Here is a 24186-nt window from a genome sequence, read left to right on the forward strand (position 1 = left end):
CTAGCTCGTATGCGTTACGTCCCGGCTCAGAGGGTCAACTTCGCCTCTGGCAACCGGTTCCCCGATCGAAAATATTACTTCGAAGATGAGGCCTTCGGTCTGGTAGTCCACGCGGGATCGCGCCTGCGCCTTCGACGGGAAGGCACGTTCTATGAGCACCGAGCCGAAGCCCTTTTTTGTCGGCGTCGAGACCGGCGGTCCGCCGGCTTCCGTCCACAGAAGGAGGACACGTCCATCCCCATGCTTCCATTCGATGGTGACTGTTCCATTTTCGCTGCCGAGGCTTCCATACTTGGTTGCGTTGGTCGCCAGCTCATGAATCACCAGCGAGAGCGGCAGGGCGGTGTCCGCCGGAAGAACCACGTCCGGTCCATCGAGACGAATGCGCTCGGCTTGCGAGGCGACATGCGCCCGCAGGGCGGCCGAGAGGATATCCCGAATGGGCGAAGCCGACCCCTCCCGCGACAGGATGAGGTCATAGGTACCGGCGAGGGCTGCCAGCCTCTCGGCGAAGGAATTGTATCTCTCCGGATCGGACCGCGAGAAGGTTTGTCTGGCAATCGCCTGCACGAGCGTGAAGCCATTCTTGACGCGATGCGCAAGCTCGCGGACGAGCAGGCTCCGCTCCTCCTCCGCCTGCTGATTTTGGCGCCTGCGGTCTTCGAGTTCATCGAGCAGGCGATCGAAGGTTGCGCCGACGAGCCCCAGCTCGTCCGGTCCCTTCATCCCGGTCCGCGCCGTCGTCTGACCGCTGCGCCAACTTTCCATCACATCCGCGATCCTGGAGATCGGCATCAGGATGAAGCGGTTACCGATAAAGATCGCGGCGACGAAGGCGAAAAGTGCACCGCCGATGATGGCGAGCGTATTCATCAGCGTGGCCCGGTCGATCGGCGCGAAGACCTCCGTTTTCGAGAATCCGGCGCTGACATAGAGCGGGCTGGAAGGCAAGGCTATCGGGCGATAACCGAGGATGCGCGCTGTTCCGTCCTGGGTGGTCTCGATGACATCAGGCTGTTCGGCGTGGATCAGCTGCTGGTATTCCTCGGGCAAGATCGTGCCGACGAACTGATCGGGAGAGGGAACATGCGCGACGATGGTTCCCTTGCCGTCGGCGATGGTCACCGCATTGCCGGGAGCAACGCCGCGCTCGGTGATGCGGTTCTGCAGCCAGTCGAGCCGGATTCCGCTGACGATGATGGCCTTGATGATATCGCCGTCCATCAGGGGTATCGCGAGCGGCAGCACCGGGCGGTCGGAAAGGCGGCTCTGCGTATAGGTGCCGACGGAAAAGTCCTTGGTCTCCAAAGTCTGCCGGAAATAATCGCGGTCGGAAAAGACCACGCCCGCGGGAAAAGCCATGCTTCCGCAGATCGGCCGCCCATCGAGCCCGGCGACGAAGATGGTGCGGATGTTGGGAATGTTTTCGGCAACTGATTTCAGGGCGTCGTTGCAAGCCTGGACGTCGAGGTGCCGGACGGAAGGCATTGATGACACGGAGACGAGAAGGGCGTGCAGGCCCTCAATAATCCGTTCGACCTCTGACGAGGCTTGCCTCGCCGCCTGTGCCGCGGAGGTGCGCACTTCCTCGTTGCGCTGGTGGCGGAGCGCGATCTCGTTGTAGAAGAGCATCGCAACCACCGGCGCCAGCGCCGCGACCGCAACTGCAACCAGTTTGAGTCTCATACTGTCCCCTCTCGGAAAAGGGTTGGAAGCATGATCGAGACGATCCGGCCCAGACCGCGCGCGCAATCTTGTTTACAAAATATCAACATACGAATCCCGATGCGAATGCGTAAGCCTTGCCGAGCTTTGCATCGCGGCTAGTTAAATCAAAGATGAGTGATGCCAAAAGCACTTCCTCTGAAACCTCGCCAGCCGGGTCTTTGCCGCCACGGCCGTTGACCGGCGCAATGGCGGATGAGGTCGAACGTCTTTTATCGGGCCGAACCCGCGATATCCGCCTGACAGGCGAGCTGCGCCGCCGTTTTGACGAAAGGCTGTGGCGGCAGACGGCGAAGGTCATCCGCTCCTGGATGATTTGGGTCGCATTTGTCGATGTTCTGACGCTGGCGCTGAACGCGCTCCTGCTTCCCGGGCAGATCGTTCTGTCGATGATTGCTCCCGCCTGCCTTTTGCCGCCGGCGGCAATTTTGACCGCAGTCGTTTGGAACAAGCCGCGCCCGGCGGCCGTTCAGCGGGCGTCGCTGCTTGTGGGAATGTTCCTTATTCTCCTCTCGGTCGGGCTCGTCGGCGTTTTTACCGGCGGCGAATTTTACGAGCGGCATCTAAGCATCATGTTGTTCGTCGCGACGAGCGCAATCACCATCTTCAGCGTGCCGCTGGCCTGGACGACCGCAATCGCCTGTTATGCTCTATGTCTGTACTTCATCCTTCAATGGCACAACCCGCTTTTGGAAGCGGGCAGTGTCGTCGCCGCGACCCTGTTCTTTTCCTGTGGGATCATCGCGACGGTGGTCGCCAGGCGAACGATGAATATCCTGGCGCAGAAGACATTTCTCCTGGACTGCAGGGATCAGCGCCGTGTCGCGGAGCTTGCCGACGCGAACGCCCGATTGGAGCGGCTGGCCAGAACCGACCCGCTGACCGGAATCGCCAACCGCCGTTGGATGATGGAAACGCTCGAGGGCCTCTGGCGCAACGGCCGCGAAACCGGCGTCGTCGCAGCCATGCTGATGTGCGACATCGATCACTTCAAGGCGCTGAACGATCGGCTTGGCCATAGCGAAGGCGATCGCTGCCTCGTCAAGGTTGCCGGCATCATCCAGAGCTGCGTGCGCGCCGATCGCGATCTCGTCTCGCGACATGGCGGCGAGGAGTTTCTCATCGTGCTTCCGGATGTCGATGAAGAAGAGGCCGTCGCGGTTGCCAGGCGAATACGCGAGAGCGTGGAAGCGGCCGCTCTGCCAAACCCGGCCTCCAGGGTCGGGCCCTCGGTGACGCTGAGCGTCGGCGTGGCGTTTAAGTCGGCTGTCGATACGGACGTTTCGTTGGCCAATCTCCAGCACGAAGCCGATATGGCGCTTTATCGCGCCAAGGAAGCCGGACGCAACCAGGTCTCGATCTTTCGTCGTCCGCCTGCCGCTGCCGGGCAGGCCGCCGCGCGACGACAGGGGTAGCGGATAGGCAGATCGATCAGAGCTCCTTTTCCCGAACGATCATCCAGCTCGCAGCCAAGATCGACGATTGGGAGAAGGTTGGATCTATGGGCACTCGGGTGATCGATGTCATCGGATCACCAGGATCAATACCATCGCGACGGCGGAGATGAAGCCGGTGACGCTCAGACCGAATGTCAGATATTCGGCTGTCTTTTGCCCATGATGGCCAAGCTCCACGTTTCCAAGCACCGCCGCGAAGCCTCCGGCTAACCAGCTCGCCAAGGTCAATATGCCGAGGAGAAGCGCCCAATGTGTTGCTGTGTCCATCGTCTTGCTCCCGTTACGGCTACTTTCCTTCGCAAGGCAAACGCTCCTGCGCGTTCCTATCAGTAACAACACAGCCGCCGTTTTGTTTCCGCGCAGCATCGCGCTCCCACTTTGCGAACCTCATCGCGCAGCTTCGGGACATCCCTTCCAATCGCCGTCCCTTGACGTTTTGGATTTGTCTACTTAACGTCTACGTTAAGAATTATGGAGGCGTCGACATGAACACAGAGACCGCAGGTCCGGATCGCAAGGGCAGCCTTGAGCTCGCTTTGCGCAGACGCATTCTGACGATGGAGCTGCCTCCGGGAGCCGTGCTTGATGAAGTAGCCTTGAGCGAAGAGTTCGGGCTTTCCCGCCCGCCGGTGCGCGAGCTGATGCGACAGATGGCTGGCGAGGGTTATATCGAGCTCGAGACAAACCGCGCCGCCCGCGTCAGTTCCATGAGCTACCAGTCGCTGCGCGATTTCTTCCTGCTTGCGCCGATGATCTACATCACCGCAAACAAGCTCGCAGCCGAGAACGGAACGAAAGCGGAGCTCGAAGCTCTGAAGGAAATCCAGCGCGCCTTCCGCAAAGCGGTGGATGATTGCGACGTCGAAGACCGGGTGTTCCAGAACGACCGGTTCCACCGGCAGGTGGGCGAGATGGCCCATAACGTCTATGTGGTCCCGAGCCTGCGTCGCCTGCAGATCGACCATGCCCGTATCGGCAAGATCTTCTACAAACATCCGAACACACCGCGCATGCAGGAAGAGCTCGAACTGGCGGCGCAGCAGCATGACGAGATGATCGAGGTGATCGAGCGGCGCGATGCCGAAGCCTCTGGTGAGCTGGCGCGGCTCCATCTCGAACTATCCCGGCGCAACATGGCCATGTACGCGGCCCCCGAGGGAATGGAAGCGCCGAGCCTCTAGGGCCGGCCAGGACAAGACACGCAGCTCAAGACAGCCAGTGCAAGGGATCTCATCCAATGACCGCATTTCCGTTTCCGGGACTGAACCTCGCAATCACCACGCCGTTCGACGATGCCGGCCGCATCGACTACAGCAGGCTTGAAGACAATGTCGAGCGCTATCTTGCCGCCGGGGTCAGAAGCTTCCTGTTCAGCTCCGGCACCGGCATGCATGTCTATCTCTCCAAGGCGGAATCCGAGGAACTGATCCGCCGCGGCGCCCGGATCGTCAACGGCCGCGCCAAGGTGATCGCCCAGACCTCGGCGCTCCTCGTCGAAGACGTCGTAGAGCGGACGGCACGCGCCCGCGATGCCGGCGCCGAAGGCGTCATGGTGCTTCCGCCTTTCTTCGAAGGCCCGACCGACGATCAGGGTATTCTCGATTTCTACACCGAGGTCGCCAGATCAGGCCTTCCCGTCATCGGCTACAACGTGCCCCAGGCGGTGGGCGTCGCCATCACGCCGGAGCTCCTCGACAGGCTGAACGAGATTCCCGGCTTCTGCGCCGTCAAGGACAGCGGCGGCGACCTCAGCAAGCAAGCGGCGCTCATTCGCACCGGCCGTTTCGTGATGAACGGCGCCGATCCGCTCGTGCCCTACGCGCTTTATGCCGGATGCGACGGCCTGATCTGGGGCGGCGCGAATTTCGCTCCGAAAACCTGCGTCGCTCTCGTGGCGGCGGCGGCCGAGCGCAAATGGGATGAGGTGCGCGCGCTCTGGAAGATCCTGGAACCGGCAATGGGGCTGATCTGGGAAGGTGATTACGTGCAGTCCGTCTACGCTGCCGCCGATCTCATCGGCTATGGCGCGGGCGGTCCGCGCAAGCCGTTGCGCGCGCTGGCTCCCGAGAAGCTTCCCGCGCTGCGCCGCTCCCTTGAAGCGCTCATGGAGCGGGAGGCGATTTGACCGTGAGCCGGACCGCTAAGAACGTCTTCGTCGCATCCAGGCTTCCCAAACGTGCGCGCATATCGGGATGGGTGGCCACACTTGCCCCGCGCACATCGCGGCCGGTCTTGAGCGAAGCGATCAGCGTCGATGTCGCGATCATCGGCGGCGGTTTTGCCGGTCTCTCCGCAGGCCACCGCCTCTCGCGGCTCGATCCGACCCTCCGGGTGACGATTCTCGAAGCCGGCATCGTCGGCGAAGGTCCGGCCGGCGCCAATTCCGGCTTCATCATCGACCTGCCGCATGAGGTCTCCTCGGACGATTTCAGCGGCGAGTCGGAAGGCAGGTTCCGCGATTCCGTGCTCCTGCAGCGTTCGGCCATCACTCTTGCCACCGAACTGGCTGCCGAGAACGGCTGGGGAAAGGATCTGTTCGATCCGTGCGGCCGCTACAGCATTGCGATGAGCGCGAAAGGCGACAAACATCTGCACGCTTACTCGCAGCAGCTTTCGAAGATGGGCGAGCCCCATCGACTGCTCAAACGCGATGAAATCGAGGCCGTGACCGGATCGAAGGCCTTTACCTCCGGCCTGTTCTCGCCGGGGACGGTCATCATCCAGCCGGCCGCCTATATAAGCGGAATGGCGGACTGTCTGAAGGAGACGGTGCGGCTGTTCGAGCAGACGCCTGCTCTCTCCTTCGAACGCTCCGGCGACGGCTGGCTGGTGAAGACGCCGAAGGGATCGGTGCGGGCGGCGAAGATCATCATGGCCAATAACGGCCACGTCGAAAGCTTCGGCTTCTTCCGCAGACGCCTCCTCCATGTCTTCACCTACGCGTCCATGACGCGGGAATTCGATCCGGCAAGGCTCGGCGGCCAAAGGAAATGGGCGGCCACCCCTGCCCTGCCGATGGGAACGACGGTGCGGCGCATCAACACTGCGGGCGGCGACCGCATCCTGGTGCGGTCGCGCTACAGCTACAATCCCGGCATCGCAATCAGCGATGCCGCCATCCGCAGCGCCGGCCGCCTTCATGACGGCAAATTCGCCCATCGCTTTCCTGATCTTGCCGGTATCGGCATGCAATACCGCTGGGGCGGCGCGATGGCGCTGACGCACAATCATGTGCCGGCCTTCGGAGAAGTCGAGTGCGGTGTTTTCGCCGCCTGCGGCTGCAACGGCCTCGGCGCATCCAACTCCACCGCCGCCGGCATCGCCGCGGCCGAACGCGTGCTGGGGCACGACTCCGAACTCGGCCGCGTCTACAGTCGCCTCGCGGCGCCGGTATCACTGCCGCCGCAGCCGCTGACAACGATCGGCGCGAAGATCCATCTCGCCTATCGCGAATGGCGTGCGGGGGCGGAATGAGTGGTGGCCTAGTCACTTGATGGCGGCGCGGGTTCATGACTGGTCCCCAATAAAGGCAGCGATCGTCTCAAAACTTCACCCGTTGATCGCCATCCGGTATTGCAATATTCCTCTCGATTGAATTGCAAATCCTGAAACAATGGCATGAACGATTACAAAGCCCTCAGAACCTTCCTGCTCGCGGCCGAGAAGCGAAATTTCGCCCAGGTCGCCCGCGAGTTGGACATGACGCCGGCGGCCGTCACACGCGCGATCGCAGCACTCGAGGCGGAACTTGGCGTGCAGCTTTTCGTGCGCACGACGAGGCAGGTCTCGCTGACGACAGACGGCGCGATCTTCGCCGCGCAGATCCAGCCAGCGGTGAAGACGCTGGAAGAAGCGCGACGGGATGTGATGAATGCGCACAAGGCGGACGAAGGGCGGCTGCGGATCAGTGCGCCGACATGGTTCGGCAAGACCGTGCTGCCGCCGATCCTGTCAGGTTTCAAGGAACGCTATCCGAAGATGAGCTTTGAGATCTCCTTGTCCGACGGTCTGGTGAACATCGTCGATGACGACTACGATCTGGCGATCCGCATCTCATCACAGCCTTCGGACAAGTACACGATCTGGAGAAAAATCAGGGTAGTGCCGCGTATCCTGGTCGCGGCCCCGGGGAGCCGTTTCGCCGATATGCAACATCCCAGCGAGCTAAAGCCAGACGACTGCCTCGCCTATAGTGGCGAGAGCCGGCGCGAGAGCTGGGTATTGTCCGACGGCGGCTCAAGCATCACGATCTCGGCAGGTCGGGCCTTCAGCGCCAACAGTGGCGAGGTCCTGGCCGACATGGCCGCCAACGGTGCAGGTGTCGCGCTGCTCCCGGGATTCAACATCGCCGATCACATCAGGAGCGGTCGTCTCGTCCACGTCTTCAAGGGATGGGCGCCGCCGGACCTGTGGCTGACGCTGTTTTACCCGCCGTACCAAGCGCTTCCACCTCGCATCGCTTCATTCTCGAAATTCTTCGAAGAGCAAGTCGCGGCGCAGATGGTCATGCTGGATTGACGTACACGGCCGCGCATCACCACGGATCAGGAGACGTGCACCTTCTCGCAGATCGAACCGTCCTGTGAAAGTGCCCGTAGTCTTGCGGCGACCATTTGCTGCAGCTGCCACAGATTTCGATCGAAGATGTTCCGGTTCGCCAGATCCAAGACCGTCCGATGCAGGTATTCCGCGCAGGATCCCGCCGGTCCGCATGCCTGAGCGATCAACACTGCGGCGTCATCGAGCGGTATCTTCTCCGTGAGCCCTGATCGCTTCGTGCTCGCCCAAAATGTGAGCGCGCGGCGTGTACCCGTCGGCGTCTTGACCGAAACCCATCGCACCATGTCGCACACCTCGGCATATCGGATTTCGCGCGCCAGAAGCGTACGCAGATCCTGTTTTTTCGTCGCGCAGGGGAGCTTCAGGACGAGGCCAGAGCAACTTCCTCCCGGCCGAAGCGCCAGCATCAGACCCGGCACATCGGAGGTGGCCCGCAGCCGTTCTATCCTCAATGAGAACGCACGATGCCACCCGTATGCAACGGCATCTTCACTTGCTGCCACTTGAAAGCCCGGGTTCCACATCAAGGATCCATAAGCGAACACCCATATCTCCTCGTCCGCGGCCTCCTGCTCGACTCTGCTGACGAGTTCATCGAGTTGCTGACCCGAGATTTGGGTCCAGTTAGGCTCTGGGCCCTCGTCCTCGACTAGCTTGAAGGTTTTGGCTACGAGGTCAGGGGTCAGGTGCATGGCAACCGGTACCCGTGTCTTGGCGATGGGTGTTTTTCGCATGTTGGGAGATCGTTTCAACGAGGTAGCAGCCGGGAGACCACCGCGCCGAGCGCTTGTGGATCTTGTGGTTTGTGAGGCGACGGGTGCGTGGGAGGCCGCACTCGTCGCCAGGGCCGCTCAGGCCTTCACGAAGGCGAGAAGGTCGGCGTTCAGCACGTCGGCATTGACGGTCAGCATGCCATGCGAGAAGCCGGGGTAGGTCTTCAGCGAACCGTTCTTCAGAAGCTTCACCGACTTCAGCGCCGAGTCCGCAATCGGAACGATTTGGTCGTCTTCACCATGCAAGACGAGAGTGGGAACGCTGATCGCCTTCAGGTCCTCCGTCTGGTCGGTTTCGGAGAAAGCCTTGATGCCGTCGTAGTGGGCCTTGGCGCCGCCCATCATGCCCTGACGCCACCAGTTCTGGATCACGCCTTCCTGCACCTTGGCGCCATCCCGATTGAAACCGTAGAATGGACCGGCCGGAACGTCGCGGAAGAACTGCGCGCGGTTGGCGGCAAGTGCGGAGCGGAAACCGTCGAACACTTCCATCGGAAGGCCTTCGGGATTGGCCGCGGTCTTGAGCATCAGCGGCGGCACGGCCGAGACGAGAACGGCCTTGGCGACGCGGCCGCCAGGCTCGCCATGCTTGGCCACATAACGGGCGACCTCACCGCCACCGGTGGAGTGACCGATATGGACGACATTCTTCAGGCCGAGCGCGTCGACGACGGCAAAGGCATCGGCTGCGTAATGGTCCATATCGTGACCGTCTGCTACCTGGGCGGATCGGCCATGGCCACGCCGGTCATGGGCGACGACGCGAAAACCTTTCGACAGGAAAAACAGCATCTGCGCGTCCCAGTCGTCGGACGACAGCGGCCATCCGTGGTGGAACATGATCGGCTGGGCATCCTTAGGGCCCCAGTCCTTGTAGAAGATTTCAACGCCGTCTTTGGTGGTTACATATGCCATCGTCTTGGTTCCTTCGATTAGGTTGGCGGTGGGAGCAGCGTTGGCTGCGAAGCTGAGAGAGGGTGAAATGGCCATGGCCCCTGCTGTGACGCCTATGGACAACAGCGCGTCTCGGCGGGTTAGGGAATAACGAGGCTGTGTCATCTCTGTCCTGTGATTTCGTTATTGAAAAAGGTCAGGCGACGCAGTGTTCGTCTGACAGGGGTGATATTGCCGTCGGACCCGCACATCCACAATTGCGAGAATAATTTCGAATTTATTGCCTCTCATGAAATAATGGGTCCGGGCCTGATGTGCTCCAGTCAAGTTAGGCTATCTGGAACTGGAATTTCCCACTTATGACCCTGCTGAAGCCGCAGCGGACGGCATACAAGATGCGCCCGGTGCCAAAAGCGTCGCCGTGGCTGATTAGCGAGGGCGTGAAGACGCCCGCCGCCGCGAACGCGTTCATCATCCTGCCGATTGGATTGCTGAACAGGCCCAAAAGCATTCTAGCAAATCTCCGCTCTCGCGGAGCCGATGTGACAGCGATCGGCTGCATCCAAGACTTCGCAACCTGGCACGATCCGCATTTGACCGCGTCGATCAACGGTTGCCAAGCCAGGCCCGAATCGTTCTCAGTGCAAAAGCACGAGATGCGCTAAGAAAATTCGGACATGCAACTTGGCAACAGAGATCGTCGCTCTTTCCCGATTGGATCAGTGCGCCCGGGAGACGCCGGCCGGACTCGAAGCCTCGCTGCCCGAGAAGATGATGACGGCGAACATCAGCACGCCGGCGAAGGCGATGAGCGAGGAAATGGCGACAATCGGTTCCATCGCCGTGTTTCCGGAAAGCAGCAGATAAAGGGACGGGATCAGCACCGCGACGCCGAAGGTGTAGACGACGTACTGGATTATCGCCAGGCGCTTCTCGGCCTTGTGTGGATTGAGCGCGTGGTAAACGCCGAAGAGCGCCATGGTGACCCAGCCGAGCAGGTTGGCGTGGGCATGGGCCCCGGTCGGTGCGTGATTCCCTGAGATCGACATGTGAAGGCCGACCGAGATGCCGGCGATCAGGAAGATGATGGCGGTCTTGAAGTAAAGATTAGCGATGCGTGGCATTGGTTTTCCCCTCTGTTGCCGACGAAACTTAGCATGTTTTCAAGCTTCTGAGAACGAGCACATCAGAAGATCTTTGGGGCGTCCAGCACTGCTATCGATGTTACAATAGAAATATTTCCGGGAGGCGTGGCGACACTAGACAACATTGCCGACGGGCGAAGCAGGTTAACCCGGATGGCACGTGTCAGTGGAACCTGTTACGGCGGCTTGCCGCAGGCACGCTCCGGGCAGAACAGGTTGGTTGAACTAAGCTACAAGCGTCGCGGAACCGAGAACCAACCGCGGGCGTTTGTTGGATCATGTTGAAGCAGCAGGCATTTCGCCCCCGGATCGGCACGATTTACCAGATCGACAAGCACCAGGTGCATGTTCTGGAGAGCGGCGACTTGAACGCGACACCGGTCCTCGTCCTCCATGGCTGTGGGAGCCTGGCTGAAGAGGTTCTGCTTCCGTTTGCTCAGAGCCCGTTCCGAATGGTGGCCCCCGATCGCCCGGGCTACGGTTTCAGCAGCCCTCTTCCTCTCGCTGAACGAGGACCGATAGGCCAATCCTTTTGGCTCGAGCGCCTGATCGATGCAATGGACCTGCATTGCGTCTCGATCGTAGCCCACTCCATCGGCAGCGCGCCGGCACTTCATCTGGCAGCGCGCCGGCCGGAGCTGGTGAACGGATTGCTTCTGATTTCGCCGTGCTGCAGGCCCGTCCCACCGAAACCGCTGCCCATCCTCCGGGCGTCCGTTGCCCCGGTGGTGGGATCCTTGATCCGCCAGCATGTAATCAGCCGATGGGCAGCGTTTTTTCTCGACCGTGGTCTGCGGTCATCATCCTTTCCAAACACGTTGCCTCCCCAGCTGTCGGTGTTGCCGGCCGCTCATATGGTCAATCCGGGCGCAATCGAAACAATGGCTAACGAGCTGCGGGCCTTCAACAAAGACATGGAACTGCTGCCGAAGCTGCCCGGCAATCTTCCATTACACGTCCTGTTCGGTTCGGAGGATCGCATAGTTCAGCCGGCCTGGCATATCGATGGCCTTCGGCAGAAACATCCGAGGCCGATGATCAGGTTGATCGAGGGCGTCGGCCACCTGCCACATCATGTTATGCCAGCCGTAGCCCGACAGATGCTGAGCGACCTTGCGAGGGAGCGAGTACAGCAATCTTCTAAGCGGCAGCATTTGGCTGGTGTCGCATAAGTGGGCGCTCCTATCCCTCGCCTCAACTCTCGAGCGGGATGCGGCGCACAATCTCTCTGAAAGATGCTGCGGCCGTACCTCACCCATGGCGGACACCGCGCCGATCTCCGCCAATGAACCCCGACTGAATGGTGCCTTCAGCTTCCGTTCCGAAGGGAGCGTCTAGAAGAAAGACGTTCAACCGCGGTCTTATCCGCCTGAGGAGACATATTCATGATCCGCACGTCTATCATTGCAACCGCACTCGTCGCTCTCGTCGGCATTGCCGCCGCAGCCCCCGCCATGGCCAATGATGTTCGTATCGAACAATATGGCTGGTCGAACTCTGCCGGTGGGGCACAGGAAGGATACGGAAACCGGATCAGAACCTACCAGAACGGTGGCTACAACCGAATTCTCGGCCGTCAATATGGTCGCCATAATCTTTCAGCTGTCGGTCAGGAAGGCAACGACAACTATGGCGCCACCTATCAGCGCGGCAATGGCAACGTAGCGGGCATTGGCCAATTCGGCTCCAGCCATACGACCATCCTTACCCAGGATGGTAATGGCAACATCGCGGCCGGCGTCCAGGTCGGCCACGGCTGCAGCGCCAATGTCAGCCAGGGCGGCAACGGCAATGTCGCCGCTTTCGTTCAGGCCTGCCCGTAAGCGGCTGCAGGATGCCGTGAAACAGGTCAGGATCGCAACAGCAGACCACCAGGGGAATTGACCATGCCAAATAGCATCAAACATCCGCGCCGCGCGATGACGATTCTCGCGCTGGTCCTGCTTCCCGTCGGCGCGGTTTCCGCCATGACGACAGCCAACCAACCTGACCGGGTGCAGCTTTGCGAAATCAAAGCAACCCCGGGGGCAGGTATGGTGAGACTGGACGCGCTCGTCCACGCCGACAAGCATGTCGGCGGGACTTATACCTTCCATGTCGAAAAAGTGGGAGACGGCGGAAGCTCCACGATCAACCAGAGTGGCGATTTTGAGGCCGTCGAGGGACATGCGGCAATCCTTGGTTCGGTCTCGCTCGACTCGAAGGGAGCCAAATACAAAGCCACGCTGGACGTCGTCGTCGGGGATGAGAGTTTCAGCTGCGCGAAGCAGATTGGCGGCAACTGATCGGTCACCACATTCTAGAGTTTTCCTGAAAGGGCGCCGTTTCCGGCGCCCTTTCGCATTCAATCAGGCCGAAACGACTGAACGACAACTGAACGAGCAATTCCGGCTGGGTTCAGCTGCAAGATGCGAAAGTTGATCATCGGCTGAGGCAGCCGGAAATGGAGATCAGAATGACCCGCAACGTGTTTAAGATCCTTGCCGTCACCCTTCTTGCCGGGAGCCTGAGCCAAGTAGCCTTGACTGCGCCAGCCTATGCCGGCGGCCGGATCTCGTTCAACCTCGCACCGGACAATGCCCAGGACGCCGGACTTTTTTCAACCGGGCTGCGCGCCTATTCGCTCTACCGCGGTCTGAAAGACGCTGACATCCGGCAGATGGGTCGGGGTAACGCGGCTGGTATCGCTCAGGCTGGCCGCGGCAACCTCGGCTTCGTCCGGCAACGGGGCAATGGTCATTCCGCGACCTTGCGGCAGAACGGCAACAACAATGCCTATGGCATTTTCCAGTATGGGCGAAATACTGAAACGGACGTCGTGCAAGATGGGGATAACGGCAGTGGTGCTACCTTCAGCTATGGCTGGTAAGGCAGTTCACAAGCCGGGCGCGACCAGTCAGCACCCATACGAATCTCTACGGCGAGTATTAAGCCGCTAAAATGTGAGCTGTACCTTACAGGCGGCTGTACGGTCGCCGGCAAGAGTGAAGGCGGCGGCGGCTTCTTCCAAGGGTAAGCTGTGGCTGATGATCGGCCGCACATCGATCTTGCGGCTTGCGATCAGCCTCGCGGCAGGGGCGAATTCCTCGTGGAACCGCTGCGTGCCGTGGATATGGAGCTCCTTGCCGACGATGGCGTTGAGCGGGACCGGGATCTCGCCCGTGACGCCGACCTGCACGATCGTGCCGCGCGGCCGAATGGCGGCGATCGCGCTGCGGATCGCGGGTGCGGCGGCCGAGCATTCGAAAACGAGATCGAAATAGCCTTTTCCCGCCTCGAATTCGGCAAGCGATGCCGCATCCCGGGAAACATTGATCGTGCGGCTGGCGCCCATCGCTTTGGCCCTTGCGAGCGCGGCATCGGCCAGATCGGTCACGACGATCTCGGCCGCACCGTGATACCGCGCGGCGGCAACCATCAGGCAGCCGATGGGGCCGGCGCCGGTGACGAGGACGCGTTTGCCCGATATCTCGCCGGCGCGCGATGCGGCATGCAGGCAGACCGCGAGCGGCTCGCTGCAGGCCGCTTCCGCGGCGGTCGTCTCGGCTGCCATTTCGAAACATTGTCGGGCCGGCACCACCAGCCACTCCCGGAACATGCCCTGCTCGTGCGGCAGGCGCATCGCGCTGCCCATGAAGCGCATATCGAGGCAATGGATCGGCAGTCCCTTCAAGCAATATTCGCAATGGCCGCAGGGCTGGCTCGGATTGACTGCGACCAGCGTGCCGGCTTTGAGATCGACCCCCTCGCCCGCTTGGCTCACCCTCCCCGAGGCCTCGTGGCCGGGAATGATCGGCTCGCGCACCCTGACCGGCCCGAAGCCGCCGTCCTGATAATAATGCAGGTCGGAGCCGCAGATGCCGGCGGCCGCCATCTTGAGAAGCACCTCGCCTGGACCGGGAGCCGGAACCGTGTCCATTTCGACCCTGAGATCGCCTTTTTGATAAAGCCGCGCCAGACGCGTCTGCATCCTGACCTCCTATCTCAACAGTCCGAGCTGCTGCGGCAGCCAGAGCGATACGGCGGGAATGAAGGTGATCAGGATCAGCGCCAGGAACAGCGGCACCAGCCAGGGCACGATCGCCATCGTCGTGCGTTCAACCGAAAGCTTCGCCACCCGTGAGAGCACGAACAACACCATGCCGAGCGGCGGATGAAGCAAGCCGATCATCAGGTTCAGCGTCATGATCAGCCCGAACTGAACGGGATCGATGCCGAACTTGGCGACAATCGGCAGAAGGATCGGCACGAGGATGGTGATTGCGGCGATCGTATCGAGGAAGCAGCCGACGAAGAGCATCAGCAGGTTCACCAGGATCAGGAACACCCATTTATTGTCGGTGATCGACAGGATCGCATCCGAAAGCAGCTGCGCGGCCTGGCTGACCGTCAAGAGCCATGCGAAGACCGATGCGGCGGTGACGATGAAGAGCACCGACGCCGTCGTTTCGATCGTATCGAAGCTCGCCTTGGCGAGTGTCGAGAGCGTCATCGTGCGGTAGCGCACGAGGCCGAGGAAGAGCGACCAGAGCACGGCCGCGACCGCTGCCTCCGTCGGCGTGAACCAGCCCATTGTCATTCCGCCGATCAGGATGACGGGGGTCATCAGCGCCATGACGGCGGAGAAGCCGAAATACCAGTCGAGCGCCAGAAGCAGGAGAAGGGCAATACCCGCCGCAGCATTCATTGAGAGGCCGGCACGCATCATCAGATAGATCGCCACAGGCACCATGAGGACGACGAGGATTTCCATGCCGGCCGACAGGAGCTCGCGCACATTGAACGGTGCGTCGGAGCCCCAGCGTTTGCGATAGGCGAAGGCGGCGACGGTGATCATCATCAGCAGCGTCATGACGATGCCGGGCAGGATACCGGCCATGAAGAGTGCGCCGATCGAGACGTTTGCCATCATGCCGTAGATGACGAAGGGCAGCGACGGCGGGAAGATCGGCCCGAGCGTGGCGGAGGCGGCCGTCACACCGACCGCCGCTTCGACCGGATAGCCATGGTCCTTCATCGCCTTGATTTCGATCGTGCCGATGCCGGCCGCATCGGCGAGCGCGGTGCCCGACATGCCCGAGAAAATGACGGAGCCGATGATGTTGACCTGCGCCAGCCCGCCCTTCATCCAGCCGACCAGCGCGACCGCGAAGGAATAGATACGGCCGGTGACGCCGGCGGAATTCATCAGATTGCCGGCCAGGATGAAGAAGGGCACGGCGAGCAGCGGAAAACTTTCGACGCCGGCGATCATGCGCTGGGCGACGATGATGTCGGGCGCAACGCCATAAAGGACGATATAGAGGACCGAGGCGACGGCCATCGAGATGGCGACGGGCACGCCGACCAGCATCAGCAGCAGAAACGAGCCAAGAAGCAGCAGCATCGGATCACCCTTCGACGGATTGGAATTCTTCCGGGCGCTCCAGGACGGAGTAGCCGCGGCGCATATTGGCGATGAAGACGATGACCGCGCGGATCAGCATCAGCACGAAGGCGACAAGCACCGAGTAGAAGACGATGTTGCGCGGCAGGTCGATGGTGACCATCTGCTCGTCGGCGACGATGTCGACGTAACGCCACATCAAATAGCAGCCATAGGCGAAGAAACCGATGCGGACGATATCGACGAAGGTCGCGAGCACGCGCGCCAGGCCAGCAGGCATATAATGATAGAACACGTCCACCTGAATATGCCGCGAGGTGCGCACGCACATGACGGCGCCGAGAAAGACGACGCCGATCAGGCAGTTGATGGCGATCTCCTCGGTCCAGGCATAGCTGTCGTTCAGCACATACCGCGTGAAGAACTGCAGGAAGACGCAGCCGGCCATCAGCCAGAAGACGATCAGCGTGATCCAGTCCTCGACGGCATAGTCCGAGACGTTCGCGGTCGGCGCATGCCCTTCGAATTCGTGACCGATTTCCTCGGCCGTGATTGGCGTGTGAATTTCTTGCGACATGATCGGCCTTGTTGCGGTTGGAGAAGAAGGGAGCGGCGCTTGGGGTGCGCGACCTTTATGTGTCGACGGATCTCGTTCGTTGCTCGGCGGCACGGCCCCTCATCCGGCTGCCGCCACCTTCTCCCCGCTCGCGGGGAGAAGGGACATGCCTCGACCTCTCCGTTCCCCGCTTGCTCTCGCAGGGCACGTCCCCTCTCCCCGTGCGCGGGGAGAGGGTTAGGGTGAGGGGCACGAAGAAGGCAGTGAGCGATCTTTACTGAATCGCCCGGATCGCTTCCCAATCGGCCTTCTCGTAGCCGAAGTCTTCGAACTTCACCTTTTCCATCACATTCTTCTCGAAATCGCTTTTGTCGACCTCGGTGACGTTGAGGCCCTTTTCCTTGAAGGTCGCAACCAGGCTGTTTTCCTTGCCGGCGATCGTCTTGGTCGTGCGCTCGGCCGCCTGCTGCATCACTTCGCCGAAGATCTTCTTGTCCTCGTCGGAGAGCTTCGCCCACAGCTGCTTCGAGATCACGGTGTTCAGGTGATCGACGATGTGGCCGGTAAGGATGATGTTCTTCTGGACCTCGTAGAACTTCTTCGCCTCGATCGTCGTCAGCGGGTTTTCCTGCGCCTCGACCGTGCCGTTCTGCAGAGCGAGATAGACTTCGGCGAAGGCAATCGGCGTGGTGTTGGCGCCGCAGGCGCGCGGCATCGCGAGATAGGCGGGAACGTCGGGCACGCGGATCTTCAGGCCCTGCATGTCCGCGCATTTGGCGATCGGCTTGTTCGAGGTCGTATGACGCGTGCCGTAATAGCTGACAGCGGCGATGTGGTTGCCGGTCTTGTCCTCGTAACCTTTGGCGAGACGCTTGAAGACATCGCTCTTGGTATAGGCGATCAGATGGTCGGGATTGCGGAAGATATAGGGAAAATAGGTGACGCCGATCGGCTTGTAGTCGCGCGCGGCAAAGCTCGAGCCGGAAATGATGATGTCGACCGTGCCGAGCTTGAGGCCCTGGTTGATGTCGGCTTCCTTGCCGAGCTGCGAGGCCGGATAGACCTCGATCTTGTAGCGCCCGTCGGTGCGCTTGGCGATCTCTTCCGCGGCCCAGACGGAATCCGTATGGAAGGGCTCCGAGGTTTCATAGACATGCGCCCATTTCAATACCGTCTGCGCATGCGCGACCGCCGTCGTCGCCATGATCGCGGCCGCGGTGCACAGTATCGTTGCCAGTCTCATCTTCATTGCTCTCTCCTCCCGAGCTCGGGTTTAGTCTTGATGGCTCCTTTCGCGGGCGACTTGTCGCGGCCGCGCTCCTCCTCTCCCGAAAACTCCTCCCCGAAGCTCTCGGAAAATCTCTTCTGCGATAGGGTGAGATGGCTGCGCATCGCAGTCTTCGCGCCGGCCGCATCGCCGGTGGCGATCGCATCGCGGATGGCCCGGTGCTCGTCGACGGCTCTGCGCCATGTCGTCGGCCCCTCGAAATGGCTGGCGAGCCTGGCGAAATAAGGGGTCATGCGCATGTCGAACATCTCGCCGGTCACGCGGATCAGCGTCGCATTGCCGATGATGGCGGCAATGCCGGTGTGGAAGGCGCGGTCGGCGGCGAGCACGGTCGCCGCATCGTTGACGCCGCCGCTCATGCGCATCAGCGCCTCGTCGAGCACGGCGATGTCTTCAGCCCTGGCCCGGGTTGCCGCCTCTTCGGCGATGGCGCATTCGATGATGGCGCGCGCCTGCAGCAATTCGAAAGGCCCCTCCACCGGCTCGCTTTCGCTTGTCGCCATGCTGATGCCCTGCCGGCGCACCACATAGATGCCGGAACCCATGCGGATGTTGACGAGGCCCTCGACCTCCAGAACGATCAGCGCCTCGCGCACGGTCGGGCGTGAGACCGACAGTTGCTCCGCCAGCTCGCGCTCGGCCGGCAGCTTCTGGCCGACGACAAGCTCGCCGCCGGCGATCATCGAACGAATCTGATCCGCCACCTGCCTGTAGAGGCGGCGCGATTCAATGGGCGAAAACATTCTGGCCTCCCCGGCGGCTTCTCCTCAAGCGCGCAGCTGGTCAACTGGCCTGACCAATTCGATTGGTAACACCGTGGCAGTTGTGCGTCAATGCGTCGCATGAAATTCCAACGGACATCGTCGCCGCGTCAACGACCGTGGGAACCTTCACCATCTTCACGGGTTCGAGGCCCGACATTGGGAGCGTGATGATGAATTATCTCTGGCTTTTTGCAGTATCGGGAGGGGCCGCCCTTCTCGGAATTGCTCTTGCTTTCGGAATGATCAAGCAGGACGGGCGACGATCGGTTGCCGCCATCGCCGGTGCTTTTGTGGTGGCCATCGTCGCGCTCGGACTCGGCATCTATGTCCAGAAGGCGCCCACAGCTCCTTTGCGCGCGTCCGATAGAGAGGGCTCGCAGAACAACCTTCCGGCGGCTGCGACGACCGAAAAGGATCTGCCGGGAAAGTGACGCTTGAGAGATCGTCGATCCCGGTGCGCGACGGCTTCAGCGCCTCAGTGCCAGAGACGGGCGGTCGATCACCGGCCAGCCGCGTCCTGTGATGCCAGGGAGGTCGTAGGCGTCTGCTGCAAAGGCTTCGAGGGATGCGCGGTTGCGGATGATTACCAGGCCGCGGGTGGAATAAATGAGATGCTCGCCCTCCAGGATGTGTAAGGCATCCGTGACGCTGGAGCGGCGGACTCCCAGCATCGTGGCCATGTACTCATGGGTGATTTCAATTCCTTCCCCATCGAGGCGGTCATGGCACATCAGAAGCCATTTCGCCAGGCGAACGTCGATTTTGTGAACGGCGTTGGACAGCGCGGTGTTGGCGACCTGCGCGAAAAACGTATGGAGGAAATGCGAAAGCAGCTGGCGGATGGCGGGGCGGGCGGCGAGGAAGCATGCGAGCGCCCCGGCTTCCACACGGCGCCCGTGACCGCCAACCTGCATCATGACGTCGAATGAAAACCGCTCCGCGTCCGCCGTCAGGGCCGGCGGCGACATCCCGTCCCTGCCGAGCACGCCGATCTCGGCTTTCCTGCCCTCGGGGCTCGTCGCCACCATGGAAGCAATACCGGTTTCCAGGAAATAATAATGACTGACCGGCATGCCCAAATGGACGAGCTCGAAGTCGCGTGGAAGAAGAAGCGGTTCCAGTATGCGCTCCAGAGCCAGAAGCTCCGGATCCGCCAACTGCGACAGAATGAGATTTTCGCTTTCGAACGCTCGCATCACTCTGCCCTTTGTTTGGCAAGAGGACACTGTCTCTCGGCCGTCAGCACCACAGATGCGCTCGGCCGTACCCAAAATTATGAACTCCGGAATGGCCGATTGCAAGGCGGTCAGGCTTAACTCTCATGATCGGCAGAAGGTTCCTTGAGGGAGTTTTGTACGCAACCGCACGCGGTGGAGAAATTGCTGTAGCAAGTGCTAATGTAGTCGACGGCAATTGCGGGGCGCGCTGGCATGGATCAATATCCCCTCCCGAGTGACGAGACTGAGATCTATCGGCACATCGTCGAGAGCGCCCGGGATTATGCAATTTTTGCGATGAATCGCGACGGCACTGTCGTGACGTGGAGTGCCGGTGCGGAAAAACTCTTCGGCTATTCGCCGCCCGAAATCATCGGACAGAGCGGTGCCGCCATCTTTACGTTCGAGGATCAGCTTGCCGGGGCGATGCTCAAGGAGATCAGGCTCGCGTTGACCACCGGACGCGCCGACGACAATCGCTGGCATGTGAGAAAGGACGGCAGTTCGTTCTGGGCGTCGGGACTGATGATGCCGCTTCGTAACGATGCCGGCGAGACTTACGGCCTTCTGAAAATCGTCCGCGACCGGACGCAGATGCTTCATGAGGACGAAACTCGGCGCGCCGGCGAAGAGCGTCTCCAGCTTATTCTCAAAAGCGCGATCGACTATGCGATCTTCGCTTTCGACCGGGATGGGCGGATCATCAGCTGGAACACCGGCGCCTGTCGTATCTTCGGTTATGAGGAAGACGAGATCCTTGGTCGCGACGCCCGCATTCTCTTCGTTCCCGAGGACCGCAACGACGGCGCCCTGGAACGCGAGATGAAGGCGGCCGCCGAGCGCGGCCGCGCCGAGAACGAGCGGTTTCACTTACGCAAAGACGGCTCGACATTCTGGGGCAGCGGCTTGACCATGCCGCTTCGTGCCCAGCGTGCCGGCTACCTCAAAGTGCTCCGGGACGATACGGAGCGTCATTTTGCCGAAGAACACCAGCAGATCATGCTGCGGGAGATGAGCCATCGCGTCAAGAACAGCCTGGCCCTCGTCGCGGCCATGCTTGCCATGCAGGCCCGCTCGACCAAGCAGGAGGAGGTCGGACAGGCGCTTCGCGATGCGGAAGCCCGTGTCGGAACCATTGCCCAGGTGCACGATCAATTATGGCGTCAGCCGGATATCGAAACGGTAGATCTGGCGGATTTCCTGGCGAGCCTCTGCCAGCGCCTGCAGCAATCGACCTCCCGCCACGCGGTATCCGTCAACGCTGATCCATGCATGGTCGATGCGGACCGGGCGATCCAGATCGCTCTCCTCGTCAACGAGCTGGTGACCAATGCCTTCAAGCACGCCTATCCCGACGTCTCCGGCGCCGTCACGGTCAGCGCCCGCAGCATTGCCGATGAGATCCGCCTCGAGATCGCCGACGACGGACGGGGTCTGCCCGCGGAAGTGCTGTCCTTCGAGAACGATGGGAAAAGTCTGGGAATGAAGATCGTGCGCGCTCTCGTGCAGCAGCTGAAGGCGGAGATGCATATCGAAGACCGGGCGCCCGGTACGGGGTTCGTGATCCGTTTGCCGAGGGAAGGGTGAAGCGCTTTTTGAAGGGTGTGCCGTGCGGCCCCCTCATCCGGCTGCCGCCACCTTCTCCCCGAGGGGAGAAGAGACTCGGAGCAATGTCTCGGCCTTCTTTGTAGGTCTCTTCTGGAAACAAGGACAGGCGGCTTGCTCCGTCTTCTCCCCAGCGGGGAAAGGTGGCCCGCAGGGTCGGAAGAGGGGGCCGCATGGCACATCTTCGCCGTTTATCTTTCGTCCTTCTGTATTTTCACAACGATTATTCCCTCCACATTTTGTCAAAACCGCACAGAACCTTTCACAATATGGCCATGCGTGTCATTTTGACGCATAAACTGATCATTACCGCGATCACGACGGCTGCCGGTATGAGCCGCGGGCTGCTTCCCGCAGGAGACGGTAATGGCTGTTCCGGATCGGCGCGACATTCGTAACTTGTTGTTGAAAGCTCTTCCTGCCGCTGCCTTCGATGTGCTCGTCGCTGACGCCGAGGTGGCAGAGCTGCCGCTGAAACATGTGCTGGTCGAAGCAGGCGAGCCGAACGAACATGTCTGCTTCATCGAGAACGGCCTTGCATCGATGGTCGCGTCGAATGCCGAAGACGAGGCCGTCGAGGTCGGGCATATCGGATATGAGGGCATGTCGGGAGCCCATGTCGTACTGAAGACGGCGACGACGCCCAACCGGACCTTCATGCAGGTCGCGGGAACCGGCCTCAGGGTTTCCGTCAAAAATTTCAAAGGAATGCTGGCGGAATTTCCGGCCGCCAACGACCTGTTCCTGAATTATGTCCATTGTTGCGACATACAGCTTGCCCAGTCGGCGCTCGCCAATGGGCGCTACAACATGCATGAGCGGCTCGCCCGCTGGCTGTTGATGTGCCATGACCGGCTTGATGGGAACGATCTGCCGCTGACCCATGAATTTCTGGCGCTCATGCTCGGCGTGCGCCGCTCGGGAGTGACGAATGAGCTGCATGTCATCGAAGGGCTGCGGGTCATCAAATCGACCCGCGCCAATGTCAGGATCCTCGACAGGGAGCGGCTGGAAGAGATCGCGGCCGGCAGCTACGGCGTTCCGGAGCGGGAATATGAACGTTTGACCGGCCTGCCGATCCGGCGCCTCGCTAATCGGCAGTCCTGATCGTATCGGCGAAAGGCACGATCAGAAGCAGGGTCCCTAGTTCGTCGCAGATGTAGATCTTTCTCGCTGAGATGTCTTTTCCCGAAAGAACCGCTTGGCTCATCAGGGCTCTCGCATCCTGAACGGCTTCGCGCCTGGCGTCTTCGACGGTCGCCAGTTCCGAACCTTCGGGATCGACGATCATGCCGGTGTCTGAAACGACGTTAAAATAAAATCTTGGCATCGGCCGCCCCATCGTTGCAGAATCAATGCCATAACGTGGGGTAAGGTTCCGCGGAAAAGAACCGGGCTGTCATTCAAAACAGCAACATTATCCTTGTCTTAAATCGGGCTATCGAAATCAATGGGAAGTTTCGGCGACGCCGGTAGCAAGACGCGTCATCGTCGCGCGAAGCTCGAGGAGCTCCATTAGAATAATTTCCCAATCCTCGTCATCCGCTTTGGCAATCGGTATGACCGAAGCGCTGATCATGGAAAGCAGGCGATCGAGAGCCGGAGATCGACCGAAGTCGTCCGGCGCGCCACCGCGCAGGTTTCGGAGATCGTCGACGATCTGTCGCAAGGCGATCTGTCGGTCGACAAAACCGAGATCAGAGGGGTCCGCCGTGATAGGAGCGCTTTGCCGGCTTCTATTCATCGTGACATTCCGGCCGTTCGGCGTTCTCATAGGCCGTTGCGCCGAGCGGCACATCCGGTGTGATCAGCAGATCCTCCGGATCCAGATGCACATGCCGCATCAGGCCGGCGAGCTTATGCTTGTCCCTGATGCCGCATTCGAACCAGGATACGAGTTCCCTGGCAATATGTTCGGCGGCCGGGCTGGCGATCACGCATGATTTTTCCTGACACCATCCCTCAAGGACCGTGGTCAGCATTGCCAGGTCATCGGGCTGTAACGCCGGCTTCGTGATTCCCGAGTGCTGGATCATCCGCGTTCCTCCCCATTATATGCGACGATCCTAAACTTCGAATCTTCGATTTCAACCGCTGGTGCGGAAGCGTACGGACCGGATGATCAGGGCCCGATCCGAACCGCGGGGGGAACAAGGTGGCCCGGCGGGGGTTCGGCGGTCACGACAAAACGAACGTCGCATGACAGGCTCGAATATGGTAGGCACGGCACAGGCGCGGACCCGCCCTATGCTTCCAACCGCCATTGAACAGCATGATCACCTTAAAACCAGGATTACCGTAGGCGTCCGCCATGAAGTCGCTCAACCCGGTCGCCGGCAAGACGATCCTTATCATCGGTGAGGCCGGTTTCCTCTCGGACGGTGCCAGAAAGGCATTGATCGCCCGCCAGGCGGTGCTCGCGGGTCCCGTCGTCATTCCCAGCGCGATGGAGTGCTTGAGCGAAGGCCTCATATTCGATGCCGTGATCATCGACGTGACGATTTCCGACGAAGCCATGCTGTGGATGAACGAATGGCTGGAGACACGCCGAATTCCTTTCATCTTTGCCCATGACGAGCGCTCAGAAACTCCGCCCGGGGGCTTTGTCGTCAGCGGGCGTCCTTCCGATATCGACGCGATGATCGCCGCTCTGTTCGGGGGAGACCCGTCTTATTATCATTAGCGCCGTGCGTCCGTTCGGACACACAAAGGACGCTCTAACTGTGGAGCCTCAACAGGTTGTCCTGGGTAAGAGCGAGTCTGCTGATTGGTGGTTTTGAATTTAGGCTTCCGTGAGGCCTGTGCCAATTGTAGCG

The 24186-nt window shown here is 60.8% G+C and carries 28 protein-coding genes and 1 pseudogene; 14 read left to right on the top strand and 15 right to left on the bottom strand.

The genetic code is table 11. The features are described 5' to 3' along the window. Positions 1 to 1686, bottom strand: coding sequence for a sensor histidine kinase (locus tag GGD53_RS27705; protein WP_184459922.1), 1686 nt, complete (start codon positions 1684 to 1686; stop codon positions 1 to 3). Positions 1687 to 1838: 152 nt separating this feature from the next. Here GGD53_RS27705 and GGD53_RS27710 point away from each other — a divergent pair, with 152 nt between their 5' ends. Next, entirely contained in the window at positions 1839 to 3140 is a 1302-nt protein-coding gene (locus GGD53_RS27710; RefSeq protein WP_184459923.1) for a GGDEF domain-containing protein, read from the top strand. Between the two features lie 108 nt (positions 3141 to 3248). Here GGD53_RS27710 and GGD53_RS27715 read toward each other — a convergent pair whose 3' ends face one another. Beyond that, entirely contained in the window at positions 3249 to 3449 is a 201-nt protein-coding gene (locus GGD53_RS27715) for a hypothetical protein (RefSeq protein ID WP_184459924.1), read from the bottom strand. 218 nt (positions 3450 to 3667) lie between these two features. Here GGD53_RS27715 and GGD53_RS27720 point away from each other — a divergent pair, with 218 nt between their 5' ends. From GGD53_RS27720 to GGD53_RS27735, 4 genes are all read left to right on the top strand, one after another. After that, positions 3668 to 4363: a GntR family transcriptional regulator gene (locus tag GGD53_RS27720; RefSeq protein ID WP_184459925.1), complete on the top strand. Its 696-nt coding sequence runs from the start codon at positions 3668 to 3670 to the stop codon at positions 4361 to 4363. 56 nt (positions 4364 to 4419) lie between these two features. After that, positions 4420 to 5307, top strand: a complete 888-nt coding sequence (locus GGD53_RS27725) for a dihydrodipicolinate synthase family protein (protein ID WP_184459926.1) — start codon at positions 4420 to 4422, stop codon at positions 5305 to 5307. Positions 5308 to 5309: 2 nt separating this feature from the next. Further along, positions 5310 to 6656 carry an FAD-dependent oxidoreductase gene (locus tag GGD53_RS27730; protein ID WP_184459927.1) on the top strand — a complete coding sequence of 449 codons (1347 nt, stop codon included), beginning with the start codon at positions 5310 to 5312 and terminating at the stop codon, positions 6654 to 6656. A 144-nt stretch (positions 6657 to 6800) separates the two neighbouring features. Then, on the top strand, positions 6801 to 7700 hold the full coding sequence (locus GGD53_RS27735) for a LysR family transcriptional regulator (protein WP_184459928.1): 900 nt from the start codon (positions 6801 to 6803) through the stop codon (positions 7698 to 7700). Between the two features lie 26 nt (positions 7701 to 7726). On the opposite strand, the gene GGD53_RS27740 is transcribed toward GGD53_RS27735, so the two are convergent. Together GGD53_RS27740 and GGD53_RS27745 are read right to left on the bottom strand one after the other, a co-directional pair. Then, complete coding sequence (locus GGD53_RS27740; protein ID WP_184459929.1) at positions 7727 to 8476, bottom strand: gamma-glutamylcyclotransferase; 750 nt, start codon at positions 8474 to 8476, stop codon at positions 7727 to 7729. A gap of 117 nt (positions 8477 to 8593) precedes the next feature. Then, positions 8594 to 9430, bottom strand: coding sequence for an alpha/beta fold hydrolase (locus tag GGD53_RS27745; protein WP_432443164.1), 837 nt, complete (start codon positions 9428 to 9430; stop codon positions 8594 to 8596). Between the two features lie 338 nt (positions 9431 to 9768). Here GGD53_RS27745 and GGD53_RS27750 point away from each other — a divergent pair, with 338 nt between their 5' ends. After that, positions 9769 to 10074 (top strand): hypothetical protein, encoded by a 306-nt coding sequence (locus GGD53_RS27750; RefSeq protein ID WP_184459948.1) that lies wholly within the window; start codon positions 9769 to 9771, stop codon positions 10072 to 10074. Positions 10075 to 10128: 54 nt separating this feature from the next. Here GGD53_RS27750 and GGD53_RS27755 read toward each other — a convergent pair whose 3' ends face one another. Beyond that, positions 10129 to 10533, bottom strand: a complete 405-nt coding sequence (locus GGD53_RS27755; protein ID WP_184459931.1) for a hypothetical protein — start codon at positions 10531 to 10533, stop codon at positions 10129 to 10131. A gap of 299 nt (positions 10534 to 10832) precedes the next feature. Here GGD53_RS27755 and GGD53_RS27760 point away from each other — a divergent pair, with 299 nt between their 5' ends. From GGD53_RS27760 to GGD53_RS27775, 4 genes are all read left to right on the top strand, one after another. Beyond that, the gene (locus GGD53_RS27760) at positions 10833 to 11726 is read left to right on the top strand and encodes an alpha/beta fold hydrolase (protein WP_184459932.1); all 894 of its coding nucleotides are present in this window, start codon (positions 10833 to 10835) and stop codon (positions 11724 to 11726) included. 213 nt (positions 11727 to 11939) lie between these two features. Next, positions 11940 to 12377 (top strand): curlin, encoded by a 438-nt coding sequence (locus GGD53_RS27765; RefSeq protein ID WP_184459933.1) that lies wholly within the window; start codon positions 11940 to 11942, stop codon positions 12375 to 12377. Between the two features lie 63 nt (positions 12378 to 12440). Beyond that, positions 12441 to 12839: a curli-like amyloid fiber formation chaperone CsgH gene (gene csgH / locus GGD53_RS27770; RefSeq protein WP_184459934.1), complete on the top strand. Its 399-nt coding sequence runs from the start codon at positions 12441 to 12443 to the stop codon at positions 12837 to 12839. A 170-nt stretch (positions 12840 to 13009) separates the two neighbouring features. Continuing rightward, the gene (locus tag GGD53_RS27775) at positions 13010 to 13423 is read left to right on the top strand and encodes a curlin (protein ID WP_184459935.1); all 414 of its coding nucleotides are present in this window, start codon (positions 13010 to 13012) and stop codon (positions 13421 to 13423) included. A gap of 66 nt (positions 13424 to 13489) precedes the next feature. Here the strand turns inward: GGD53_RS27775 and GGD53_RS27780 are convergent, their stop codons facing one another. The 5 genes from GGD53_RS27780 to GGD53_RS27800 form a co-directional block, all read right to left on the bottom strand. Then, positions 13490 to 14524: an L-idonate 5-dehydrogenase gene (locus GGD53_RS27780; RefSeq protein ID WP_184459936.1), complete on the bottom strand. Its 1035-nt coding sequence runs from the start codon at positions 14522 to 14524 to the stop codon at positions 13490 to 13492. 9 nt (positions 14525 to 14533) lie between these two features. After that, entirely contained in the window at positions 14534 to 15940 is a 1407-nt protein-coding gene (locus GGD53_RS27785; RefSeq protein WP_184459937.1) for a TRAP transporter large permease, read from the bottom strand. Positions 15941 to 15944: 4 nt separating this feature from the next. Next, the gene (locus GGD53_RS27790) at positions 15945 to 16517 is read right to left on the bottom strand and encodes a TRAP transporter small permease (protein WP_184459938.1); all 573 of its coding nucleotides are present in this window, start codon (positions 16515 to 16517) and stop codon (positions 15945 to 15947) included. A gap of 253 nt (positions 16518 to 16770) precedes the next feature. Continuing rightward, positions 16771 to 17745, bottom strand: coding sequence for a sialic acid TRAP transporter substrate-binding protein SiaP (locus GGD53_RS27795; RefSeq protein ID WP_085861817.1), 975 nt, complete (start codon positions 17743 to 17745; stop codon positions 16771 to 16773). Then, positions 17742 to 18527 carry a FadR/GntR family transcriptional regulator gene (locus GGD53_RS27800; protein WP_184459939.1) on the bottom strand — a complete coding sequence of 262 codons (786 nt, stop codon included), beginning with the start codon at positions 18525 to 18527 and terminating at the stop codon, positions 17742 to 17744. Before GGD53_RS27800 ends, GGD53_RS27795 begins: the two co-directional genes overlap by 4 nt. 191 nt (positions 18528 to 18718) lie before the next feature. On the opposite strand from GGD53_RS27800, the gene GGD53_RS27805 reads away from it, so the two are divergent. Then, complete coding sequence (locus tag GGD53_RS27805; protein ID WP_184459947.1) at positions 18719 to 18979, top strand: hypothetical protein; 261 nt, start codon at positions 18719 to 18721, stop codon at positions 18977 to 18979. 36 nt (positions 18980 to 19015) lie between these two features. Here the strand turns inward: GGD53_RS27805 and GGD53_RS27810 are convergent, their stop codons facing one another. Next, the gene (locus tag GGD53_RS27810) at positions 19016 to 19744 is read right to left on the bottom strand and encodes a Crp/Fnr family transcriptional regulator (protein WP_184459940.1); all 729 of its coding nucleotides are present in this window, start codon (positions 19742 to 19744) and stop codon (positions 19016 to 19018) included. Positions 19745 to 19978: 234 nt separating this feature from the next. Between GGD53_RS27810 and GGD53_RS27815 the strand changes: the two genes are divergently transcribed. Further along, complete coding sequence (locus tag GGD53_RS27815) at positions 19979 to 21352, top strand: sensor histidine kinase (RefSeq protein ID WP_184459941.1); 1374 nt, start codon at positions 19979 to 19981, stop codon at positions 21350 to 21352. 384 nt (positions 21353 to 21736) lie between these two features. After that, positions 21737 to 22477 carry a Crp/Fnr family transcriptional regulator gene (locus GGD53_RS27820; RefSeq protein WP_184459942.1) on the top strand — a complete coding sequence of 247 codons (741 nt, stop codon included), beginning with the start codon at positions 21737 to 21739 and terminating at the stop codon, positions 22475 to 22477. Here the strand turns inward: GGD53_RS27820 and GGD53_RS27825 are convergent. The 3 genes from GGD53_RS27825 to GGD53_RS27835 all read right to left on the bottom strand — a co-directional run bounded on the left by GGD53_RS27825 (position 22461) and on the right by GGD53_RS27835 (position 23406). After that, on the bottom strand, positions 22461 to 22700 hold the full coding sequence (locus tag GGD53_RS27825; protein WP_184459943.1) for a DUF6894 family protein: 240 nt from the start codon (positions 22698 to 22700) through the stop codon (positions 22461 to 22463). The genes GGD53_RS27820 and GGD53_RS27825 overlap by 17 nt on opposite strands. Before the next feature lie 117 nt (positions 22701 to 22817). Then, complete coding sequence (locus tag GGD53_RS27830; RefSeq protein WP_184459944.1) at positions 22818 to 23114, bottom strand: hypothetical protein; 297 nt, start codon at positions 23112 to 23114, stop codon at positions 22818 to 22820. After that, positions 23107 to 23406 (bottom strand): hypothetical protein, encoded by a 300-nt coding sequence (locus GGD53_RS27835; protein ID WP_246717901.1) that lies wholly within the window; start codon positions 23404 to 23406, stop codon positions 23107 to 23109. The genes GGD53_RS27830 and GGD53_RS27835 overlap by 8 nt, the downstream gene beginning before the upstream one ends. Positions 23407 to 23681: 275 nt before the next feature. Between GGD53_RS27835 and GGD53_RS27840 the strand changes: the two genes are divergently transcribed. Beyond that, positions 23682 to 24053, top strand: a complete 372-nt coding sequence (locus GGD53_RS27840; protein ID WP_184459945.1) for a hypothetical protein — start codon at positions 23682 to 23684, stop codon at positions 24051 to 24053. A gap of 34 nt (positions 24054 to 24087) precedes the next feature. On the opposite strand, the pseudogene GGD53_RS27845 reads toward GGD53_RS27840, so the two are convergent. Beyond that, positions 24088 to 24186 (bottom strand): annotated as a pseudogene (locus GGD53_RS27845) (IS481 family transposase); the annotation flags it as partial.

This window comes from Rhizobium aethiopicum, from assembly GCF_014197535.1.
GTDB classification, from domain to species: domain Bacteria; phylum Pseudomonadota; class Alphaproteobacteria; order Rhizobiales; family Rhizobiaceae; genus Rhizobium; species Rhizobium aethiopicum_A.

Coding starts and splice junctions, on each gene's coding strand:
- GGD53_RS27750 (WP_184459948.1), top strand. CDS start 9,769: ATGACCCTGCTGAAGCCGCAGCGGACGGCATACAAGATGCGCCCGGTG.
- GGD53_RS27825 (WP_184459943.1), bottom strand. CDS start 22,700: ATGCCAAGATTTTATTTTAACGTCGTTTCAGACACCGGCATGATCGTC.
- GGD53_RS27820 (WP_184459942.1), top strand. CDS start 21,737: ATGGCTGTTCCGGATCGGCGCGACATTCGTAACTTGTTGTTGAAAGCT.
- GGD53_RS27815 (WP_184459941.1), top strand. CDS start 19,979: ATGGATCAATATCCCCTCCCGAGTGACGAGACTGAGATCTATCGGCAC.
- GGD53_RS27835 (WP_246717901.1), bottom strand. CDS start 23,406: ATGATCCAGCACTCGGGAATCACGAAGCCGGCGTTACAGCCCGATGAC.
- GGD53_RS27830 (WP_184459944.1), bottom strand. CDS start 23,114: ATGAATAGAAGCCGGCAAAGCGCTCCTATCACGGCGGACCCCTCTGAT.
- GGD53_RS27805 (WP_184459947.1), top strand. CDS start 18,719: ATGAATTATCTCTGGCTTTTTGCAGTATCGGGAGGGGCCGCCCTTCTC.
- GGD53_RS27735 (WP_184459928.1), top strand. CDS start 6,801: ATGAACGATTACAAAGCCCTCAGAACCTTCCTGCTCGCGGCCGAGAAG.
- GGD53_RS27715 (WP_184459924.1), bottom strand. CDS start 3,449: ATGGACACAGCAACACATTGGGCGCTTCTCCTCGGCATATTGACCTTG.
- GGD53_RS27740 (WP_184459929.1), bottom strand. CDS start 8,476: ATGCGAAAAACACCCATCGCCAAGACACGGGTACCGGTTGCCATGCAC.
- csgH (WP_184459934.1), top strand. CDS start 12,441: ATGCCAAATAGCATCAAACATCCGCGCCGCGCGATGACGATTCTCGCG.
- GGD53_RS27755 (WP_184459931.1), bottom strand. CDS start 10,533: ATGCCACGCATCGCTAATCTTTACTTCAAGACCGCCATCATCTTCCTG.
- GGD53_RS27705 (WP_184459922.1), bottom strand. CDS start 1,686: ATGAGACTCAAACTGGTTGCAGTTGCGGTCGCGGCGCTGGCGCCGGTG.
- GGD53_RS27725 (WP_184459926.1), top strand. CDS start 4,420: ATGACCGCATTTCCGTTTCCGGGACTGAACCTCGCAATCACCACGCCG.
- GGD53_RS27775 (WP_184459935.1), top strand. CDS start 13,010: ATGACCCGCAACGTGTTTAAGATCCTTGCCGTCACCCTTCTTGCCGGG.
- GGD53_RS27790 (WP_184459938.1), bottom strand. CDS start 16,517: ATGTCGCAAGAAATTCACACGCCAATCACGGCCGAGGAAATCGGTCAC.
- GGD53_RS27840 (WP_184459945.1), top strand. CDS start 23,682: ATGAAGTCGCTCAACCCGGTCGCCGGCAAGACGATCCTTATCATCGGT.
- GGD53_RS27800 (WP_184459939.1), bottom strand. CDS start 18,527: ATGTTTTCGCCCATTGAATCGCGCCGCCTCTACAGGCAGGTGGCGGAT.
- GGD53_RS27765 (WP_184459933.1), top strand. CDS start 11,940: ATGATCCGCACGTCTATCATTGCAACCGCACTCGTCGCTCTCGTCGGC.
- GGD53_RS27795 (WP_085861817.1), bottom strand. CDS start 17,745: ATGAAGATGAGACTGGCAACGATACTGTGCACCGCGGCCGCGATCATG.
- GGD53_RS27780 (WP_184459936.1), bottom strand. CDS start 14,524: ATGCAGACGCGTCTGGCGCGGCTTTATCAAAAAGGCGATCTCAGGGTC.
- GGD53_RS27810 (WP_184459940.1), bottom strand. CDS start 19,744: ATGCGAGCGTTCGAAAGCGAAAATCTCATTCTGTCGCAGTTGGCGGAT.
- GGD53_RS27745 (WP_432443164.1), bottom strand. CDS start 9,430: ATGGCATATGTAACCACCAAAGACGGCGTTGAAATCTTCTACAAGGAC.
- GGD53_RS27785 (WP_184459937.1), bottom strand. CDS start 15,940: ATGCTGCTGCTTCTTGGCTCGTTTCTGCTGCTGATGCTGGTCGGCGTG.
- GGD53_RS27710 (WP_184459923.1), top strand. CDS start 1,839: ATGAGTGATGCCAAAAGCACTTCCTCTGAAACCTCGCCAGCCGGGTCT.
- GGD53_RS27720 (WP_184459925.1), top strand. CDS start 3,668: ATGAACACAGAGACCGCAGGTCCGGATCGCAAGGGCAGCCTTGAGCTC.
- GGD53_RS27760 (WP_184459932.1), top strand. CDS start 10,833: ATGTTGAAGCAGCAGGCATTTCGCCCCCGGATCGGCACGATTTACCAG.